Genomic DNA, 16752 nt, shown 5'->3' with positions numbered 1-16752 from the left:
TGTGCCCGCCGGCGCCCTCATCGGCCGCCGGCTCCGTGCGCCTAGTCCTGGCGCGTCTTTTCCATGTAGTCCGGGAACCAAGTCTCGTGGCTCTCGGCGAGCTTTGCAACGGATATGGTGAGGATGTCCTCAACCGTCAAATCCTGTCCGCCGACATGGCCGATCTCGGCGATCTCCAGTCCGGCGTCGAGGGCGTCCTCGACGACGCTGTCGGCTTCCTCGGCGTTCAGCGTCAGCACGTAGCGGCCCTGGTCCTCGCCGAAGAGGGCGGCATGGGCCGGTCCTTCGACCTTGACGCGCGCGCCGCGCCGGCCGGCCATGGCCATCTCGGCGAGCGTCACGGCGAGGCCGCCGGTGGAGATGTCATGCACCGCCGTCACCCGCCCTTCGCGGATGAGGTCGCGCACGAAGTCGCCGCGGCGGCGCTCGGCGGCGAGGTCGACGGGCGGCGGTGCGCCCTTCTCCGCGCCCAGGATGTCGCGCAGGAAGGCGCTCTGGCCAAGGTGGGTGCCATTGCCGCCGATGACGGCGATGACGTCGCCGTCGGCCTTGAAGGAGGCGGTGGCGCGCTTCGTCACGTCCGCCAGCAGGCCGACGCCGCCGATGGCCGGGGTCGGCAGGATGCCTTCGCCGCTGGTCTCGTTGTAGAGCGAGACATTGCCCGAGACGATGGGCATGTCGAGCGCCTCGCAGGCCGCGCCGATGCCCTTGATGGCGCCGACGAGCTGGCCCATGATTTCCGGGCGCTCCGGGTTGCCGAAGTTGAGGTTGTCGGTGGCCGCGAGCGGCTCCGCGCCGACGGACGTCAGGTTACGCCAGCATTCGGCGACCGCCTGCTTGCCGCCCTCGAAGGGGTCCGCCTCGACGTAACGCGGCGTGACGTCGACCGCGAAGGCGAGCGCCTTGCCCGTGTCGCCGACGCGGATGACGCCGGCATCGCCGCCCGGGGAGGCGATGGTGTTGCCCTGGACCAGCGTGTCATACTGCTCGTAGACCCAGCGGCGCGAGGCGCCGTTGGCGTTGCCGACCAGCGTCAGCAAGGCAGCGGCGTAGTCGGCAGGCTCCGCGATCTCGGAGGCCGGGATCGTCGGCTGCTTCACGGTTTCCGCCCAGGGACGGTCATACTCGGGAGCCTCGTCGCCGAGTTCCTTGATCGGCAGGTCGGCCACGGTCTCGCCCTGGTGGCGGACAACGAAGCGCAGCGTGTCCGTGGTGACGCCGACGATGGCGAAGTCGAGGCCCCACTTGCGGAAGATCGCCTTGGCCTCGTCCTCCTTCTCCGGCTTCAGCACCATGAGCATGCGCTCCTGGCTCTCGGAGAGCATCATCTCGTAGGCGGTCATGCGCTCTTCGCGCACCGGCACCTTGTCGAGGTCCAAGTCGATACCGAGGTTGCCCTTGGCGCCCATTTCCACCGCCGAGCAGGTCAGGCCGGCCGCGCCCATGTCCTGGATCGCGACAACGGCGCCGGTGCGCATCAGCTCCAGGCAGGCCTCCAGCAGGCACTTCTCGGTGAAGGGGTCGCCGACCTGCACGGTCGGGCGCTTCTCTTCGATGGTCTCATCGAACTCGGCCGAGGCCATGGTCGCGCCACCGACGCCATCACGGCCGGTCTTGGCGCCGAGATAGACGACGGGCAGGCCGATGCCCTCGGCCTTGGAGAGGAAGATGCCGTCGGTGCGGGCGATGCCGGCAGCGAAGGCGTTGACCAGGCAATTGCCGTTGTAGCGGGCGTGGAACTCGACCTCGCCGCCGACCGTCGGCACGCCGAAGGAGTTGCCGTAGCCGCCGACACCGGCAACGACGCCGGAGACAAGGTGGCGGGTGCGCGGATGCTCGGGCGCGCCGAAGCGCAGCGCGTTCATCGCCGCCACGGGACGCGCGCCCATGGTGAAGACATCACGCAGGATGCCGCCGACGCCTGTTGCCGCCCCCTGATAGGGCTCGATATAGGAGGGGTGGTTGTGGCTCTCCATCTTGAAGACCACCGCCTCGCCGTCGCCGATGTCGACGACACCCGCGTTCTCTCCCGGGCCCTGGAGCACGCGCTCGCCGGTGGTCGGCAGCGTCTTCAGCCACTTCTTGGAGGACTTGTAGGAACAGTGCTCGTTCCACATGGCCGAGAAGATGCCAAGCTCGGTGAAGGTCGGGGTCCGCCCGATCAGCGCCAGAATGCGCTCGTACTCGTCGGGCTTCAGGCCGTGGGCCTCGATCAGCTCGGGCGTGATCGCGATGTCGTTGGGGATCATGTTCGGTTCGGACCTCGGAAACGGAAGATGCGCCCGTTTAGCAAACCGGGCGCACAAATGGAATTGCAGACATTCATCCGCGGCATTTCGCGGCCTCTCGCAAGCAAGGAAAACGGACACCATGGCGCAGGACGAACGGCATCTGCATCTGATCCTCAATGGCAAGTCGGCGCAACGCGAGGATGTGCGCGCGGCGGTTGAGGCGGTGCGCGGGCGCGGGCACCGGGTGGAGGTGCGGGTGACCTATGATGCTGGCGATGCGGCCCGTTTCGCGCGCGAGGTGGTCGGGCGCGAGGGCGATGACCTGCCCGATGTGGTCGTCGCCGGTGGCGGCGACGGCACGCTCAATCAGGTGGTGGCGGCAGCACTCGAGGCGCGGCCCGCGCCGCCCTGTGCCTTCGCGGTGCTGCCGCTGGGGACGGCCAATGATTTCGCCGCCGGCCTCGGCCTTCCGGTGGACAACATGGGCTCGGCGCTGCTGCTGTGCGCCCGGGGGGCGGCAAAGCCGATCGATGTCGGGCGGATCAACGGGCGGGTCTTCGTCAATGTCGCCAGCGCCGGGGCGGTGACGAGAATCACCCGCGAGGCCGATCCGCGGGCCAAGCGGCTGCTGGGCGGGGCGGCCTATCTGATCGCCGGCGCCAGCCGCTTCGCCGAGCTCACGCCCACGCGGGCGCGGATCTCGGGCGAGGGCTTTTCCTTCGACGGGGAGTTCATGGCGCTGGCGGTGGGCAACGGTCGACTGGCCGGCGGCGGCGTGGCGCTGTGCGCGGACGCCCGCGTCGATGACGGCAAGCTCGATCTCTCGCTGTTTCCCAAGCCCGACGCGGATCACATGATGGCGCTTCTTTCCAGCCTGGTGAAGGAGAGCGAGACGGGCCTTCAGGGCTACGCGCGCACCCATCGCTTCACGCGGCTGACGGTCGAGGCGGACGAGGACCTCGCGGTCAATCTCGACGGCGAGCCGATGGCGGCGCAAGTGCTGGAGATCGAGGTTGATCCGGGGGCGATCCGCTTTGTGACCGGCTGAGAGGCTAGCGCCCACGCTCCAGAACGTTTGCCTGTTCCATCGCGTAGACGATCTCGCCGACCTCGTCGAGGCGGGCGGAGATCGCCGCGCGGGCGTCGTGGAGGCCGCGGTTGTAGAAGTGGCCGGCGACGTCGCGCACCAGGGCGCCGACCAGCGTCTCGGCCTCGAACGGGCCGATGGCGGAGCCGGTCTCTTCCTCAAGTGCTGTGCGCAGCCAGTCGGCGATGGCCGTGGTCTCGTCGCGGGACAGCTCGAGTTTTGCCATGTGGCATGGACCTCCGGGAGTGCGGCCGCGGAGAGCGCTACGCCGTCTCCAGCGCCCCGGCGATTCCGGCGAAGAAGGCGGCACCGTCCGTCGAGGCCTGCAGGCTGTCGACGTAGTTTTCCGGGTGCGGCATCATGCCAAGCACGTTGCCGGCCTGGTTGACGATGCCGGCGATATCATGGGCCGAGCCGTTCGGGTTGGTGCCCTTCGCATAGCGGAAGGCGATGCGGTCCGCGTCTTCCAGCGCCTTCAGCGTCTCGGCGTCGGCGAAATAGTTGCCGTCGTGGTGGGCGACCGGGCAGCGCCAGACGTCGCCCTTCGTCAGGTTGCGGGTGAAGGGGCTCGCGGTCGAGGCGGTCTCCAGCAGAACCTCGCGGCAGACGAAGGTCAGTCCCTGGTTGCGCATCAGCGCGCCGGGCAGCAGGCCGGCCTCGGTGAGCATCTGGAAGCCGTTGCAGACGCCGAGCACCAGGCGGCCCTTCGCCGCGAAGTCGCGCACCGCATTCATGATGGGCGCGCGTGCGGCGATCGCGCCGGAGCGCAGATAGTCGCCATAGGAAAAGCCGCCGGGCAGGACGACAAGGTCGACGTCGGGCAGGCTGGTGTCGGCATGCCACACGGAGACGGGCTCGACACCGGTCGCGAGCCTGAGCGCATGCATCATGTCGCGCTCGCGGTTGGAGCCGGGGAAGGTGATGACGGCGGACTTCATGACGTCTTGTCTCCCTTGGAGCGCGGGCCGGAAACGGGTCAGACCAGAAAGATCGCGGCGGCGAGCGCGAGCGCGGCCGGCAGAACGATGAACAACGCGGCCTTGATCAGCAGAAAGCGGATCGCCCGGGCGCTGTCGTCGTCCATGGGTGCTCCGTCGTCGTGCGTGGCCGCGATCCCCTCAGAGGATCTCGATGGCGTAATTCTCGATCACCGTGTTGGCGAGCAGCTTCTCGCACATGGCGGTGAGATCGTCGCGCGCGGCCTGCGCGTCGCGGCCCGACAGCTGCACGTCGAACACCTTGCCCTGGCGGACACTGTCGACCCCGGCGAAGCCAAGCGCGGCGAGGCCGCCCTCGATCGCCTGACCCTGAGGGTCGAGAACGCCGGATTTCAGGGTGACGGTCACACGTGCTTTCATCGGGGGATGTCTCCGCAAGTCGGCGCCGGCGCGCGTTGGCGTCCACCGGCTGGGCAGTTGGCCCGCTTCTAGCGCGCTGGCCGTCCGGAAGGAAGGGGGTTTTGTGCGCTTTGCAGCGGCGGGAGGCGTTTCGCGGCCCGTTTTTCCCGTTCGGGCTGCCGCTCAGGGATAACCTCGCCGATCTGCTATCGGGTGTCGCCGCGCGCTCTCCCCGCCTACCAAGCCTGCCATTGCAACGGCGATGGAGGGTTTCATGCCAATACTGGAAGACAAGGTCGCAATCATCACCGGGGCGAGCTCCGGGCTGGGGGCGGCGACAGCGCGGCTCTTCGCCGCGCAAGGCTGTGCCGTCGTTCTTGGCGCGCGGCGCCGGGGCGAGCTTGAGGAGGTCGCCGGGGAGATCGAGCGGGCAGGGGGCCGGGCGGCGGTTCTGGCCGGCGACGTGCAGGAGGAGGACTACGCAAGGGCGCTGGTCGATCTGGCGAAGGACCGCTTCGGCGGCCTCGATATCGCGTTCAACAATGCGGGCATGATCGGTCCCATGGAGCCCGTGTCGTCCCTGTCGCTCGACGACTGGAACACGGTGCTCGCCACCAACCTGACCAGCGGGTTCCTGGGGGCGAAATACCAGCTTCCGGCCATGGAGGAGCGGGGCGGCGGCTCGGTGATCTTCACGTCCACATTTGTCGGCCATACCGCCGGCCTGCCGGGCATGGCAGCCTATGCCGCCAGCAAGGCCGGCCTGGTCGGCCTGACCAAGGTGCTGGCCGCCGAGGTCGGCGCGAAGGGGATCCGGGTCAATGCGATCCTGCCCGGCGGCATCGACACGCCGATGGGACGCGAGGCGGCTTCGACGCCGGAGGCGCTGGCCTTCGTGGAGAGCCTGCATGCGCTCAAGCGCATCTCTTCACCCGAGGAGATCGCCGGGACCGCGCTCTACCTTGCCTCTCCGGCCTCCAGCTTCACCACCGGAACGGCGATGCTGGTCGACGGCGGCGTTTCGATCAACCGCACCTGACCTTCGCTGCAAGGCGTCCCTGAAAAGCCGAAAGCCCCGGCCGTTTCCGGTCGGGGCTTTCCGTGTTTCTTGCAAGCGAAGCGCGCGGCGATCTTGCCGGGCGAGCAGCTTACTTGACCAGCACGGGGCCGGTGCCGTTCGGCCGGTCGTTGTCGTTGAGGATGCCGAGGCGCCGGGCCACTTCCTGGTAGGCTTCCAGCATTCCGCCGAGGTCGCGGCGGAAGCGGTCCTTGTCCATCTTCTCGTTGGACTGGATGTCCCACAGGCGGCAGCTGTCGGGCGAGATCTCGTCGGCGACGACGACACGCATCATGTCGCCTTCCCAGTGACGGCCGCACTCGATCTTGAAGTCGACGAGACGGATGCCGACGCCAAGGAACAGGCCGGTCAGGAAGTCGTTGACGCGGATCGCCAGCGCCATGATGTCGTCCATCTCCTGGGGCGAGCACCAGCCGAAAGCGGTGATGTGCTCCTCGGAGACCATCGGATCGTCGAGCGCGTCGTTCTTGTAGTAGAACTCGATGATCGAACGCGGCAGCTGCGTGCCTTCCTCGAGACCGAGGCGCTTCGACAGCGAACCGGCTGCAACGTTGCGCACCACCACCTCGAGCGGGATGATCTCGACTTCGCGGATCAGCTGCTCGCGCATGTTCATGCGACGCAGGAAGTGGGTGGGGATGCCGATCGCGTTCAGCTGATTGAAGATGAACTCGGAGATCCTGTTGTTCAGGACGCCCTTGCCATCGATGATCTCGTGCTTCTTGGCGTTGAACGCGGTTGCATCGTCCTTGAAGTGCTGGATGAGCGTTCCAGGCTCAGGGCCCTCATAGAGGATCTTGCCCTTGCCTTCGTAAATGCGCCGGCGGCGGTTCATAGGCACGTACCGTGTTGGTGAGAGAAAATCCATTCTGGCGGAGTGGCTCCAGTGCGCTGCGTGCCTTCGGGTGCCGTCTGCCTCGCCTTGTCCTTGGCAGGAGGGCGGAGCATCGGCGCGTCCGGAAGCAGCAGATGAGATACGGTCCCCCCGCTCGATGGCGCGGAAACTACACGATCGCCCGACAAAGTACAATGAAGCCGTTGGGCGACATTTGCAGCGCCTGCGCCGCAGCTTGCGGCCGGTGTGCGAGGGAGCGTGCAGAGTTCAGGAAAGCGGGCGTTATCGCGTTGATTTGGTCACCCTGCAAGGATATGCAAGGTGCGAACCAATACCCATATGGGGGGACGGACCGGGCCGACAGGCCGCGCGAGGGCGTGGCCGGGGTCAGGGCCGGGTCCGCACCGCCCCGAAACCGCCCACATACAGTGGCGATACACGCAAACGCGATACACAGGCAGGAGAAAGAGCGCATGAACACGTTCAACAACCGCGAGGAGGGGTTCGAGGGCAAGTTCGCTCACGACGAGGAACTGCGCTTCAAGGCCATCGCGCGGCGCAACAAGCTGCTCGGCCTGTGGGCTGCCGAGAAGCTCGGCCTCGATGCCGAGAAGGCTCAGGAATATGCCAAGGAAGTCGTCCGTTCCGACTTCGAGGAGCCGGGCGAGGAGGACGTGTTCCGCAAGATCCGCAAGGATTTCGACGACGCCGGCGTGGAGCAGTCCGATCATCAGATCCGTCGCACCATGGACGAACTGCTGCACACCGCGGCTGAGCAGATCCAGTCGGGCACCTGAACCCCGACAGTTTATGACTTCGCGCGTCGCGGCTCCGCTCCGCGGCGCGCTTTCCCTCCCCGTCGCGTCCGGGCCCCCATTGCCGGTGGCCCGCGACCCGCGCGGCCGGGGCATCCTGCTTCGGCCAGATCGATCCCGCCATCGGCACCGCGCCTTGCGCTGCTGCCTTAGGCCCGGCACAGGATGACCCGTCATGACCTCCCGAACGCCTTCGCTCGCTTCCCGGCTTCGTGCCGGAGAGACCATTGTCACGGCCTGGTCGTCGCTGGCGGTGCCGATTGTCGCCGAGCTGTGCGCGCGCGCCGGCTACGAGGGCGTCATGCTCGACATGCAGCACGGCTTCCACGACATCGCCTCTGTCCGCGACGGCATCGCCGCCGCGCGGCTTGGCGGGGCGCATCCGGTGGTGCGCACGCCCGTGGATGATTTCGCCAATGTCAGCCGGGCCTTCGATCTCGGCGCCGAGGCGGTCATCGTGCCGATGATCAACACGCCGGAGGACGCGCTGGCGCTGGTCGCAGCGGCCAAGTACCCGCCGCTCGGCGCGCGCAGCTGGGGGCCGCATCGCGGGGCCATGCTTGCCGGGCTGACGCCGCCTGAGTATCTCGCCGCCGCCAACAGCGAGACGATCGCCTTCGCCATGGTCGAGACGCCCGCGGCCCTTGCCGCGCTGGACGAGATCCTTGCCGTCGAAGGGCTTGATGCGGTCTTCGTCGGCCCGGGCGATCTGTCGCTGACCCTGTCGGAGGGCAAGGGTCTTGCCCCGAGCAGCGACGAGGTGCAGGGCCATGCCGCCGACATCGCCGCGCGGGCGAAGGCGGCCGGAAAGCTGGCGGGTATCTTCTGCAACACCGCCGCGGATGCCATCAGGGCGCGCGAGATGGGCTACGGCTACATCGCTTATGGCGTCGACATGGCCATGTTCCTCGACGAGGCAGCCCGCAAGCGCGCCGAAATCGGCTGAGGCGCGCGCCGATGAGGAAGCCCCGCCCGCAGGGCCTGGCGTCCTAGGTGAAAGCCCCATGGGGCGGGGTGCCGCATTCTTTTCGCATTTGTGAAGGCTAGGGTGAACCGTGTCGTGCGGCGCGGGCCCGCCGGTGCGGGCCGGGGATCAGGAGCGCCGCCTCAGCGCGGAGTGACTTCCTATGTGGAAACTGGCAGCCTTGCTTTTCATCGTGATCGCCCCGACGCTTGCGGGCATCTGCGCGCTCATGCCGATGACCTTCTATGGCATCAACGACTATGAGCCCTGGCTGCTGGCGGCCTTCGCCGGCGTCGGCGTGGTGCTCGCCGTGCCCGTCTCCCTCTTCGTGGCCGCCAAGATCAGCGCGCTGACCAAGGCCGGCCCGCGCGCGGCCAGCTGACCCGCGGCGGGCGGGACGCTTCCCTCAGGGATGACGGAGGTATCCCTTGAGGTCCGCCTGCAGGTTCTCGATCGGCGGCTTGCCGTTTTTCAGCAGCGGCTTGCGGGCCGGCGCGCAACCCGGTGAATAGGGTTTGGCCGCGTCCTTGGGCAGCGGCCTGGCCACCGCCGCGCCGGCAAGGCCGAAGACGTCGCCGCGTTTCGTATCGAGCGTGAAGATTTCCTGGTTGTGAAAATTGCCGCACTGGGTGCTGCTGCCGGCCTTCTTCATCGTCGGGTTGCGGGTTCCAGCACCGTAGTCGTAGCAGACCTGCAGGTAGTCCTTGCTGTCGTCCAGCTTCCAGCGGCCTTCCAGGATACGGCTGTTGCCCGGATACCAGAGCCAGGAGCGTCCGTCGGCGGAGGTGTAGGAGATCTGCGTGCCGTGCCCGGGCATGTAGGACACGCTGGTGCGGTCGGACATGGCCTCGGGGGCGTCGTTGTCGGTGTAGCGTGTCAACCCGCGCAGCCTGTCCTTCGCCACGATGGCGCGGGCGGCAGGAGAGGAGTTTTCCGTGTTGCCGCAGGTGCTCCTGCCGTCACGGGCCTCGACGAGCGTTTGCACCAGTTGCTTGTGCCGCTCCAGATCCTCCTTGCTCGGGCCGCACCCGGCGAGGATCATCGGGCCGGCGAGGAGCAGCGCTGCGCGCAGGACGTTCTTGCCTGATTTCATCGAAATGCTTTTTCCGGAAAAAGAGGTTGGCTGACGAAATGAATGAACCCGCCTAACGCTTGATGTGACCAGGGAAATGCAGTCAAAGCTTTTGCGTCGAACGCACGGCCCGAACTGTATGTGCGGCGTTTGCGGCAAGCAACGGCGAAAACGCCTTCCTCCGGGTGTGAAGAAGGGCAGGGCGCTGTCCTTGCGTCATCGCCTGCGCGCGCTCACAAGTCCTTCATGAGATAGGCGAAGGACATCAACCCTTCCGGCCATGGGCCGTGGCCGCTGTCCTGGTTGATGTGCCCGGCTTCGCCCGCGTCCTGGAAGTGGGCGCCCCAGTCGAGCGCGAAGCCGTGTGCCGTGTCGTAGTCGCAATGCGGATCGTTGCGGCTCGCGACGACACGCGCCATGAAGGGAAGCGGACCTTTGGGGACGGGCAGGAAGTCGCCGACTTCGAAGGCGGGCTTCGGCGCGCTGCGGGCGAGATTGGTCGGCGCGACGAGGAAGGCGGCTTTCACCTTGTCCGCCGGAAGGGCGCGGGCCGCATGGACGCAGGCGATGGCGCCGAGCGAATGGGCGACGAGCACAACCGGCCGTTCGGCTGCCTCGACGGCGGCCGCGATCGCCTCGACCCACTGCTTGCGCACGGGATGGAAGGTCGAGGACAGCTCGACGAAGCGAGCCGTGGGCATTTTCTCCTGCCAGCGGTGCAGCCAGTGCGCGGCCGGCGTCTCGCCGTAGCCTGGAACGAGGAGAATGTCTGTCTCGGAGATCTTCATGGCCGCTCTTCTCCCGGTTGGGCAGGAAAATGGGGACGGCCGCGAGGCTCGTCCCCATCCGTGCTGTCAGTCTTTGCCGAAGACGCGGGCGAAGATCGTGTCAACGGACTTGACGTGGTAGCCGAGGTCGAAGCGCGAGCGGATCTCGTCCTCGGACAGAGCATCGCGCACATCCTTGTCCTTCAGCAGCTCTTCAAGGAAATCAACGTCGGAGCTGCCCTGCGTCTGGTAGCTGTCCCACACCTTCATGGCGTTGCGCTGGACGAGCCGGTAGGCGTCCTCGCGCGACACGCCGGCCTGCGTCAGCGCCAGCAGGATGCGCTGGGAGTGCACGAGACCGCCAAGGCGGTTCATGTTGGCCAGCATCCGCTCCGGATAGACCATCAGCTTGTCGATGACATTGGTCAGCCGGGCGAGTGCGAAGTCGAGGGTGACGGTCGCGTCGGGGCCGATCATGCGCTCGACCGAGGAGTGCGAGATGTCGCGCTCGTGCCACAGCGCCACGTTCTCCATCGCCGGCATCGCATAGGCGCGCACCATGCGGGCGAGGCCCGTCAGGTTCTCGGTCAGGACCGGGTTGCGCTTGTGCGGCATGGCGCTGGAGCCCTTCTGGCCGGGGGAGAAATACTCCTCCGCTTCCAGCACCTCGGTGCGCTGCAGGTGGCGGATTTCGGTCGCCACGCGCTCGATCGAGGAGGCGATGACGCCGAGCGTGGCGAAGAACATCGCATGGCGGTCGCGCGGAATGACCTGGGTCGAGACCGGCTCGACGGCGAGGCCCATGGCGTTGGCGACATGCTCCTCGATGCGCGGATCGATGTTGGCGAAGGTGCCGACAGCGCCGGAGATGGCGCATGTGGCGATCTCGGCGCGGGCCGCCAGAAGGCGGGTGCGGCAGCGGTCGAACTCGGCATAGGCCTCCGCCATCTTCAGGCCGAAGGTGACCGGCTCGGCGTGGATGCCGTGGGAGCGGCCGATGCAGACGGTGTCCTTGTGCTCGAAGGCGCGGCGCTTGATTGCGCCAAGCAGCGCGTCGATGTCGGCGAGCAGCAGGTCGGCGGCGCGGGTCAGCTGCACGTTGAGGCAGGTGTCGAGCACGTCCGAGGAGGTCATGCCCTGGTGCACGAAGCGGGCGTCGGGGCCGACGATCTCGGAGAGATGGGTCAGAAACGCGATGACGTCATGCTTGGTCTCGCGCTCGATCTCGTCGATGCGGTCGACGTCGAAGGTGGCCGAGCCGCCCTTCTCCCAGATGGTCCTTGCAGCTTCCTGCGGGATGACGCCGAGCTCCGCCAGCGCGTCGCAGGCATGCGCCTCGATTTCGAACCAGATGCGGAACTTGGTCTCGGGCGACCAGATGGCGACCATCTCGGGCCGGGAGTAGCGCGGAATCATGCGGTGTCCTCTTGGGAGCTGTTTGGAAGCTTCGGAAAGTTGCCGGTGCCATATCAGACGCGGCGGCGCGGCTCAATCCGGGCGAAGATCCAGCCGGCCGCGAGAAGTGCGGGGAGCAGGACGGGCAGCAGCGGGCGGATGCCCATGACGACGAAGATGTAGCTGCTCGTCGCCGAGGTGAAGATCGTCTCCCAGAGCATCCGGAAGGATGGCCTGTCGGTGTGCCACTGGGCGTAATAGGTGTTGAATTGCAGGTAGAAGAGGAAGGCGGTGGCGGCGGCTGTCGCCACTGCGAGCGCCACCACCATCGCCGCGAAGCGGGCGGATGTGCGGTGACGCCTGCGCCGGAAGGTGAGCAGCGAGGCGATGCCCCAGGCGGCGAGCCCGCCGGCGAAGCCGCCGACGGCGAAGATCGCCACGACGCCGAGCGAGCGTCCGGTGAGCGCCTCCGCACGCAGGGTGAGCACACCCGCCTCGAGCCCTGTCACGAAAAGCGACCAGACGAACGCGAAGAGGAGCGGGCGCATCGGCGTCTCCTTCGGCTGCGGCCGCGGGCCGGCCGGATCAGGCCGCCGCCGCGGCCATCTCGGCGGCGCTGCGGATCGCGTCGATGTTGCTGCGGTAGCCGTCGACGCCCGCACCCTTGAACACGGCGGAGCCGGCGACGAGCACATTGGCGCCGGCGGCGGCGACCAGCGGCGCGGTGGCGGGAGTGACGCCGCCGTCCACCTCGATGTCGATCGGCCGGTCACCGATCATCTCGCGGATCCGCGCCACCTTGTCGACCATCGCCGGGATGAAGGACTGGCCGCCGAAGCCCGGGTTGACGCTCATGACGAGGATCAGGTCGAGCCGGTCGAGCACATATTCGAGGACGCTTTCCGGTGTCGCCGGGTTGAGCGAGACACCGGCCTTCTTGCCAAGCGAACGGATCGCCTGCAGCGAGCGGTCGAGATGCGGGCCCGCCTCGGCGTGGACGGTGATGATGTCGGAGCCGGCCTTGGCGAAAGCCTCCAGATAGGCATCGCAGGGTGCGATCATCAGGTGGGTGTCGAACACCTTGTCGGTATGCTTGCGCATCGCCGCGATCACGTCTGGGCCGAAGCTGATGTTGGGCACGAAATGCCCGTCCATCACGTCGAGATGGATCCAGTCGGCGCCGGCTTCCACGACGTCGCGGACTTCCTGGCCAAAGGCGGAGAAGTCGGAGGCGAGCATCGAGGGGGCGATGGTGATCGGGCGGGTCATCGGTGGCAGCTCCGGCAGGGGCGAGGGGAGGCGGCGGGCGATGCCGCCGCATTCGCGAATGCGGCTATCATAGCCGGTGCCGGCTCACAAGGCCGCAGGGAAAGCGCCGCTGCCACCGCCTGTGCGCCTAGAGCTTGCCGGTGATCGCCAGATAGCGTCCGTCCTTGCCCTCGAAGCCGATCGACTCGACCAGCACGAGCACGGCGAAATAGGGCGTGTCGTTCCAGCTCTTGCGGTAGGTGACGAGCCTCTCGATGCGGTAGTCGAGCGGGCACCCGCGGCTTTCCGGCAGGCTCTTGTCGTCGTTGAGGAGGCGTTCGTCTTGCCCCTCTGTCAGCGTCAGGCGGAACCCTTGCGTCTTGCCGAAGCCCGAGGGGCAGGACTTGGCGTCGAGCGGGAAGACCGACATGCGCAGGTCCAGCGGAGTGCCGAAGTCGGGGGACTCGCGCACCGTCGAGGCCACCATCAGGTAGCGGTCGGCGAATTTTTCCGTCGGCGGATTGTGAGCGACCGTGTCGCCGCGCCCGTCGATCCCGGTCGCCTCCAGCACGGCGCGCGCCGTCTCCCGGTTGCGGGCGCGGGTTTCCCGCAGCACCTCTTCGAGGTCGAGCGGCTGGCTGTCGTCGATGCGCTCGCGCAGGCGGAACGGTGAGCCCGGCACCCAGCTGTCCTGGCTCGTATCGATCACGTAGATGTTGGAATAGGGAAAGCCGGAACCGTCCTGGATGCCGTATTCCTCGAAGGCGAAATGGCTGCCGTCGGCGGAAAAGCCGAGGATCTCTGTCCTGGCGTAGTCGCCGGCAAGCGCCGGGCCGACGGGGGCGACAAGCACCGCGACGGCTACGGCAAGCAGACGGACGAAGTGCCTGGGCACGGCGATGAAGCGGGAGCGGTTGGGCATCGGACTGTCCTTCGCGGGCAAGGGGCAAGCCCTTGCGGGCTTCGTGCCGGCAAGTCTAGCTGGAACCGGGGGCTGCGATGTGATCGCCGTCACGCGGGCGATGATCGGCGGCAAGACGTGTCGCCACCGGCTTCAGCAGCCAGGGCAGCAGGTAGATCGGCAACTGCCCGAGGCCGAAATAGAGCCAGGCGAGATCGGGCAGCGTGCCGCCGAGGGCGGCGACGAGCAGACCCATGTTGCGGTTGCCGCAGGCATGGGCGAGCACGAAGGCCTGGTCGCGCCTTGTGCGGGCGAAGACCAGCATGGTCAGGCCCATCTGCGCCAGCGCGACGGCGAAGGTGAGCGCGCCGACACCGAGCGTCAGCAACGGTGTCTCGGCGAAATGCGCCGCCACCCCGTCCATCACGGCGACGGCGAAGACGAAGAGGATCAGCACATTGAGCCCGTCGATATGCTCGCGCGCGGCCGCCACGCGCGGCGTTCCGGCGAGGCGGCGGATTACCCAGGCGCTGCCGGCGGAGGCCGCGAGCAGCAGCGCCAGGCGGATGCCGAGGGCGAGCGCGTCGATGGGCAGCGTGTCACCGAGGATCAGGCCGCCGATCAGAGGCGCGGTCAGCGGCGTCAGCAGCATGCCGGCGACGATCAGGGCGAGCGACAGGGCGCTGTCGAGGCCGATCAGGGCGATGAAGGCGGGTGCCGACATGATCGCCGGGCCGGCGGTGACGAGAAAGACCGCAAGGCCGAGGTCGGGCTGCAGGGAGGCCGGGCCGAAGGCGGTCACCAGAAGGGCGGCCGCCACCGGCACGGCGACCTGCATCCACACGAAGGCAAGGAAGATCAGGCGCGGCCGCCGCATGTGGGCAAGAACGGCCACCGGGTCGACGCGCAGGAAGGCAAGCACCAGGAGCACGAAGATGGCTTCGCCCACATAGGGGCGGAAGAGCGCTGAAAGCTGCGGCAGGAAGAGGCCGAGCAAGGCGCTGATGGCGACGGCGCGTGTGCCCTGGCGTCCGAGCCACGCGAGAAGATGGAGGGGCAGGGCGAGCGCCTGCATGGCATGGCCTCCGGCGGCTGCGGCGGGAGGTGCAAGCATGCCGGCCGGCGGCAGGCTTGGCAATGACCGGCGACACGAATGCTGGTGAAAGCGTGTGGCCGCAGGGGCTTCGCAACCGTCGACATGGGACCGCGCGCGACTTGCCGCTTGCGCGGCGCGGCGGATTTGTGTCGATAGATGATATGCGTAGCGTCGACGTCATCGTCCTGGGGGCGGGTATCACGGGGGTCAGCGTCGCCTTGCACTTGCAGGCGCGAGGCTGGCGTGTGTGCCTCGTCGACGATTTCGCGCCGGGAGAGGTCTCCTCGCGAGGGAATTCGGGGCTTCTTGCCCGCACCGGCTTCACGCCGCTGGATGTGCCGCAGGGAGCGATGGACATCCTCGCACGCCTTTTCTCACGCTCCGGGGGGATGCGAATCGAGGCACGCGCGCTTCCCGCCCTGCGCCGGTTTCTCAAGGCGGCGCGCGTCGAGACCTCCTCGCTGAACGTTCCGCGCCATGCCCGCGCGCTGGCGCCGCTTCAGGCGGCGGCCATCGCTGAGCATCTGGCGATTGCCCGTGCGGCGAGCGCCTTCCGTTTTTTCCGGCGCACCGGCTGGATCAAGATCTACCGGACCGCGGCCTCGCATCAGGCCAGCGAGGTCGAGCGTCATTTCGCCCGGATTGTCGGCATTCCCTACGAGGATCTGGACGACGCGCGCCTTGCCCGGCTCGAGCCGGATATTCGCGGGCGCATTCTTGCCGCTGTCCACTGGCCCGACAGCCAGTCGGTGTCCTCGCCGGGCGGGGTGACCAAGGCCTATGCACGCCTCTTCCGCGAGCGCGGCGGCGAGATCGTGACCGGCGATCCGGGAGCGCTGTCTCAGGCGTGGTCGAACTGGACGGTGCCGACGGCCCATGGCGAGATCGCGGCCGAACAGGCCGTGCTGGCGCTGGGCTCGGGCACGCTGCCGCTGTTGCACCGGTTCGGCCTGGCACTGCCGCTTGCCACGCTGCGCAACCGCCACGGCCATTTCCGGCCCGTATCGGGCGTGTCGCTGTCGCGGCCGGTCAGCGATGTCGACGGCGGTTTCCTGATGACGCCGATGGAGCGCGGCATCCGCCTGATCGGCGACGAGGAACTGACGGCAGGCCAGAACGAGCCGGCCGACGAGATCCGCTCCGCCGGTTTCGAGCGGCAGGTGACCTGCGCGCGCGCGCTGATCCCCCTTGGCTCCGCGGTGGAGGACGTGCCGGTCATCGGCCACCGTGTGCTGACCCCGGACGGGCTGCCCGTGCTCGGCCCCGTCCCCGGCGGCCCCGGCCTGTGGATGGCGCTCGGCCACGGCGCGGACGGCTTCTCTCTGGCGCCGGCCATGGGGCGGCTGCTGTCGGAGATGATGTCGGGCGACCCGGCCTTCGTCGATCCGGTCCCCTTCACTCCGGCGCGCCTTCTGGTCGGCTAGCTGCCGGTCTCTTCCGCGGGAGCCGCCGCCCAGCGTGCGGCGAAATCCTGCATGAGTTTCGCGAAATCCTCGGGAGGAGGGAAGCCCGTATAGCTGTGTTCGACAGGCAGCTCCACCCAGGCAAGTTTCTCCGCCGTCATCGTCTCCATGAAGGGGTACGACAGGCGGGCGTCGTCGAACATGGTCGGGCGCACGTTGACGAAGGCATCCATGCCGACAATCCGCGTGAACATCCAGGTCATGCAGTCGGGGCAGAAATAGTGGTCGAGCTGAGGGCCTTTCGCCCCGCCTTTCACCGGCTCTCCCTTGGTGACGTGAAAGGCGGAGGTTGGCACCATGGCGGTAAGGGAAAAGGCGCTCGCGCTCATCTTGCGGCAACCGTCGCAGTGACAGGCCGCCGTCATGATCGGCGGGGCGGATACCTCGATTTCCGTCTTGCCACAGCGGCAGGATCCGACAAGCGGCTTCATGGGATGCTCCCCTTCAGGGCAGTGGGCGTTGC

At 67.7% G+C, this 16752-nt stretch carries 20 protein-coding genes; 6 read left to right on the top strand and 14 right to left on the bottom strand.

Features of this window, described 5'->3' with window-relative positions; translation table 11 throughout:
• Positions 1 to 41: 41 nt before the first annotated feature.
• Positions 42 to 2249: a phosphoribosylformylglycinamidine synthase subunit PurL gene (gene purL, locus ACN0WF_RS00600; RefSeq protein WP_417770823.1), complete on the bottom strand. Its 2208-nt coding sequence runs from the start codon at positions 2247 to 2249 to the stop codon at positions 42 to 44.
• A gap of 121 nt (positions 2250 to 2370) precedes the next feature.
• Between purL and yegS the strand changes: the two genes are divergently transcribed.
• Positions 2371 to 3279: a lipid kinase YegS gene (gene yegS / locus ACN0WF_RS00595; RefSeq protein WP_417770822.1), complete on the top strand. Its 909-nt coding sequence runs from the start codon at positions 2371 to 2373 to the stop codon at positions 3277 to 3279.
• Positions 3280 to 3283: 4 nt separating this feature from the next.
• On the opposite strand, the gene ACN0WF_RS00590 is transcribed toward yegS, so the two are convergent.
• From ACN0WF_RS00590 to purS, 4 genes are read right to left on the bottom strand one after another with little or no spacing between them, the layout of a single operon-like run.
• Positions 3284 to 3544: a DUF2164 family protein gene (locus ACN0WF_RS00590; protein WP_417770821.1), complete on the bottom strand. Its 261-nt coding sequence runs from the start codon at positions 3542 to 3544 to the stop codon at positions 3284 to 3286.
• Between the two features lie 37 nt (positions 3545 to 3581).
• Positions 3582 to 4256: a phosphoribosylformylglycinamidine synthase subunit PurQ gene (gene purQ / locus ACN0WF_RS00585; RefSeq protein WP_417770820.1), complete on the bottom strand. Its 675-nt coding sequence runs from the start codon at positions 4254 to 4256 to the stop codon at positions 3582 to 3584.
• Positions 4257 to 4294: 38 nt separating this feature from the next.
• Complete coding sequence (locus tag ACN0WF_RS00580; RefSeq protein WP_417770819.1) at positions 4295 to 4402, bottom strand: phosphoribosylformylglycinamidine synthase-associated small membrane protein; 108 nt, start codon at positions 4400 to 4402, stop codon at positions 4295 to 4297.
• Between the two features lie 34 nt (positions 4403 to 4436).
• A complete protein-coding gene (gene purS, locus ACN0WF_RS00575) occupies positions 4437 to 4676 on the bottom strand; it encodes a phosphoribosylformylglycinamidine synthase subunit PurS (protein WP_417770818.1) in 240 nt (79 codons plus the stop codon).
• A 253-nt stretch (positions 4677 to 4929) separates the two neighbouring features.
• On the opposite strand from purS, the gene ACN0WF_RS00570 reads away from it, so the two are divergent.
• Positions 4930 to 5694, top strand: coding sequence for an SDR family oxidoreductase (locus ACN0WF_RS00570; RefSeq protein ID WP_417770817.1), 765 nt, complete (start codon positions 4930 to 4932; stop codon positions 5692 to 5694).
• A gap of 109 nt (positions 5695 to 5803) precedes the next feature.
• Here ACN0WF_RS00570 and purC read toward each other — a convergent pair whose 3' ends face one another.
• Complete coding sequence (gene purC, locus ACN0WF_RS00565) at positions 5804 to 6601, bottom strand: phosphoribosylaminoimidazolesuccinocarboxamide synthase (RefSeq protein ID WP_417770816.1); 798 nt, start codon at positions 6599 to 6601, stop codon at positions 5804 to 5806.
• Between the two features lie 440 nt (positions 6602 to 7041).
• Between purC and ACN0WF_RS00560 the strand changes: the two genes are divergently transcribed.
• The 3 genes from ACN0WF_RS00560 (at position 7042) to ACN0WF_RS00550 (ending at position 8729) form a co-directional block, all read left to right on the top strand.
• Positions 7042 to 7365: a DUF1476 domain-containing protein gene (locus tag ACN0WF_RS00560; protein WP_417770815.1), complete on the top strand. Its 324-nt coding sequence runs from the start codon at positions 7042 to 7044 to the stop codon at positions 7363 to 7365.
• A gap of 193 nt (positions 7366 to 7558) precedes the next feature.
• A complete protein-coding gene (locus ACN0WF_RS00555; protein ID WP_417770814.1) occupies positions 7559 to 8329 on the top strand; it encodes an HpcH/HpaI aldolase family protein in 771 nt (256 codons plus the stop codon).
• Between the two features lie 181 nt (positions 8330 to 8510).
• Positions 8511 to 8729 (top strand): hypothetical protein, encoded by a 219-nt coding sequence (locus tag ACN0WF_RS00550; RefSeq protein ID WP_417770813.1) that lies wholly within the window; start codon positions 8511 to 8513, stop codon positions 8727 to 8729.
• A 24-nt stretch (positions 8730 to 8753) separates the two neighbouring features.
• Here the strand turns inward: ACN0WF_RS00550 and ACN0WF_RS00545 are convergent, their stop codons facing one another.
• From ACN0WF_RS00545 to ACN0WF_RS00515, 7 genes are all read right to left on the bottom strand, one after another.
• Complete coding sequence (locus ACN0WF_RS00545) at positions 8754 to 9440, bottom strand: hypothetical protein (RefSeq protein ID WP_417770812.1); 687 nt, start codon at positions 9438 to 9440, stop codon at positions 8754 to 8756.
• Between the two features lie 212 nt (positions 9441 to 9652).
• Complete coding sequence (locus ACN0WF_RS00540) at positions 9653 to 10207, bottom strand: RBBP9/YdeN family alpha/beta hydrolase (RefSeq protein ID WP_417770811.1); 555 nt, start codon at positions 10205 to 10207, stop codon at positions 9653 to 9655.
• Between the two features lie 66 nt (positions 10208 to 10273).
• The gene (purB, locus tag ACN0WF_RS00535; protein WP_417770810.1) at positions 10274 to 11602 is read right to left on the bottom strand and encodes an adenylosuccinate lyase; all 1329 of its coding nucleotides are present in this window, start codon (positions 11600 to 11602) and stop codon (positions 10274 to 10276) included.
• A 53-nt stretch (positions 11603 to 11655) separates the two neighbouring features.
• Positions 11656 to 12129, bottom strand: a complete 474-nt coding sequence (locus tag ACN0WF_RS00530; protein ID WP_417770809.1) for a hypothetical protein — start codon at positions 12127 to 12129, stop codon at positions 11656 to 11658.
• A gap of 37 nt (positions 12130 to 12166) precedes the next feature.
• Positions 12167 to 12850, bottom strand: coding sequence for a ribulose-phosphate 3-epimerase (gene rpe, locus ACN0WF_RS00525; protein ID WP_417770808.1), 684 nt, complete (start codon positions 12848 to 12850; stop codon positions 12167 to 12169).
• 127 nt (positions 12851 to 12977) lie between these two features.
• Positions 12978 to 13751 carry a DUF2259 domain-containing protein gene (locus tag ACN0WF_RS00520; RefSeq protein WP_417770807.1) on the bottom strand — a complete coding sequence of 258 codons (774 nt, stop codon included), beginning with the start codon at positions 13749 to 13751 and terminating at the stop codon, positions 12978 to 12980.
• A gap of 55 nt (positions 13752 to 13806) precedes the next feature.
• The gene (locus tag ACN0WF_RS00515) at positions 13807 to 14805 is read right to left on the bottom strand and encodes a sodium:proton symporter (RefSeq protein WP_417770806.1); all 999 of its coding nucleotides are present in this window, start codon (positions 14803 to 14805) and stop codon (positions 13807 to 13809) included.
• 182 nt (positions 14806 to 14987) lie between these two features.
• Here ACN0WF_RS00515 and ACN0WF_RS00510 point away from each other — a divergent pair, with 182 nt between their 5' ends.
• Positions 14988 to 16250, top strand: coding sequence for an NAD(P)/FAD-dependent oxidoreductase (locus tag ACN0WF_RS00510; protein ID WP_417770805.1), 1263 nt, complete (start codon positions 14988 to 14990; stop codon positions 16248 to 16250).
• On the opposite strand, the gene ACN0WF_RS00505 is transcribed toward ACN0WF_RS00510, so the two are convergent.
• A complete protein-coding gene (locus ACN0WF_RS00505) occupies positions 16247 to 16720 on the bottom strand; it encodes a GFA family protein (protein ID WP_417770804.1) in 474 nt (157 codons plus the stop codon). The two genes, ACN0WF_RS00510 and ACN0WF_RS00505, sit on opposite strands and share 4 nt — an antisense overlap.
• Between the last annotated feature and the right edge of the window lie 32 nt (positions 16721 to 16752).

Source organism: Stappia sp. (assembly GCF_048268045.1).
In the GTDB taxonomy this organism is placed as follows: domain Bacteria; phylum Pseudomonadota; class Alphaproteobacteria; order Rhizobiales; family Stappiaceae; genus Stappia.
This window is presented reverse-complemented; position numbering and strand designations above follow the sequence as displayed.

Bases quoted from the DNA above. Each gene is read 5' to 3' on its own strand.
- purL (WP_417770823.1), bottom strand. From the start codon at position 2,249: ATGATCCCCAACGACATCGCGATCACGCCCGAGCTGATCGAGGCCCAC.
- yegS (WP_417770822.1), top strand. From the start codon at position 2,371: ATGGCGCAGGACGAACGGCATCTGCATCTGATCCTCAATGGCAAGTCG.
- ACN0WF_RS00590 (WP_417770821.1), bottom strand. From the start codon at position 3,544: ATGGCAAAACTCGAGCTGTCCCGCGACGAGACCACGGCCATCGCCGAC.
- purQ (WP_417770820.1), bottom strand. From the start codon at position 4,256: ATGAAGTCCGCCGTCATCACCTTCCCCGGCTCCAACCGCGAGCGCGAC.
- ACN0WF_RS00580 (WP_417770819.1), bottom strand. From the start codon at position 4,402: ATGGACGACGACAGCGCCCGGGCGATCCGCTTTCTGCTGATCAAGGCC.
- purS (WP_417770818.1), bottom strand. From the start codon at position 4,676: ATGAAAGCACGTGTGACCGTCACCCTGAAATCCGGCGTTCTCGACCCT.
- ACN0WF_RS00570 (WP_417770817.1), top strand. From the start codon at position 4,930: ATGCCAATACTGGAAGACAAGGTCGCAATCATCACCGGGGCGAGCTCC.
- purC (WP_417770816.1), bottom strand. From the start codon at position 6,601: ATGGATTTTCTCTCACCAACACGGTACGTGCCTATGAACCGCCGCCGG.
- ACN0WF_RS00560 (WP_417770815.1), top strand. From the start codon at position 7,042: ATGAACACGTTCAACAACCGCGAGGAGGGGTTCGAGGGCAAGTTCGCT.
- ACN0WF_RS00555 (WP_417770814.1), top strand. From the start codon at position 7,559: ATGACCTCCCGAACGCCTTCGCTCGCTTCCCGGCTTCGTGCCGGAGAG.
- ACN0WF_RS00550 (WP_417770813.1), top strand. From the start codon at position 8,511: ATGTGGAAACTGGCAGCCTTGCTTTTCATCGTGATCGCCCCGACGCTT.
- ACN0WF_RS00545 (WP_417770812.1), bottom strand. From the start codon at position 9,440: ATGAAATCAGGCAAGAACGTCCTGCGCGCAGCGCTGCTCCTCGCCGGC.
- ACN0WF_RS00540 (WP_417770811.1), bottom strand. From the start codon at position 10,207: ATGAAGATCTCCGAGACAGACATTCTCCTCGTTCCAGGCTACGGCGAG.
- purB (WP_417770810.1), bottom strand. From the start codon at position 11,602: ATGATTCCGCGCTACTCCCGGCCCGAGATGGTCGCCATCTGGTCGCCC.
- ACN0WF_RS00530 (WP_417770809.1), bottom strand. From the start codon at position 12,129: ATGCGCCCGCTCCTCTTCGCGTTCGTCTGGTCGCTTTTCGTGACAGGG.
- rpe (WP_417770808.1), bottom strand. From the start codon at position 12,850: ATGACCCGCCCGATCACCATCGCCCCCTCGATGCTCGCCTCCGACTTC.
- ACN0WF_RS00520 (WP_417770807.1), bottom strand. From the start codon at position 13,751: ATGCCCAACCGCTCCCGCTTCATCGCCGTGCCCAGGCACTTCGTCCGT.
- ACN0WF_RS00515 (WP_417770806.1), bottom strand. From the start codon at position 14,805: ATGCAGGCGCTCGCCCTGCCCCTCCATCTTCTCGCGTGGCTCGGACGC.
- ACN0WF_RS00510 (WP_417770805.1), top strand. From the start codon at position 14,988: ATGCGTAGCGTCGACGTCATCGTCCTGGGGGCGGGTATCACGGGGGTC.
- ACN0WF_RS00505 (WP_417770804.1), bottom strand. From the start codon at position 16,720: ATGAAGCCGCTTGTCGGATCCTGCCGCTGTGGCAAGACGGAAATCGAG.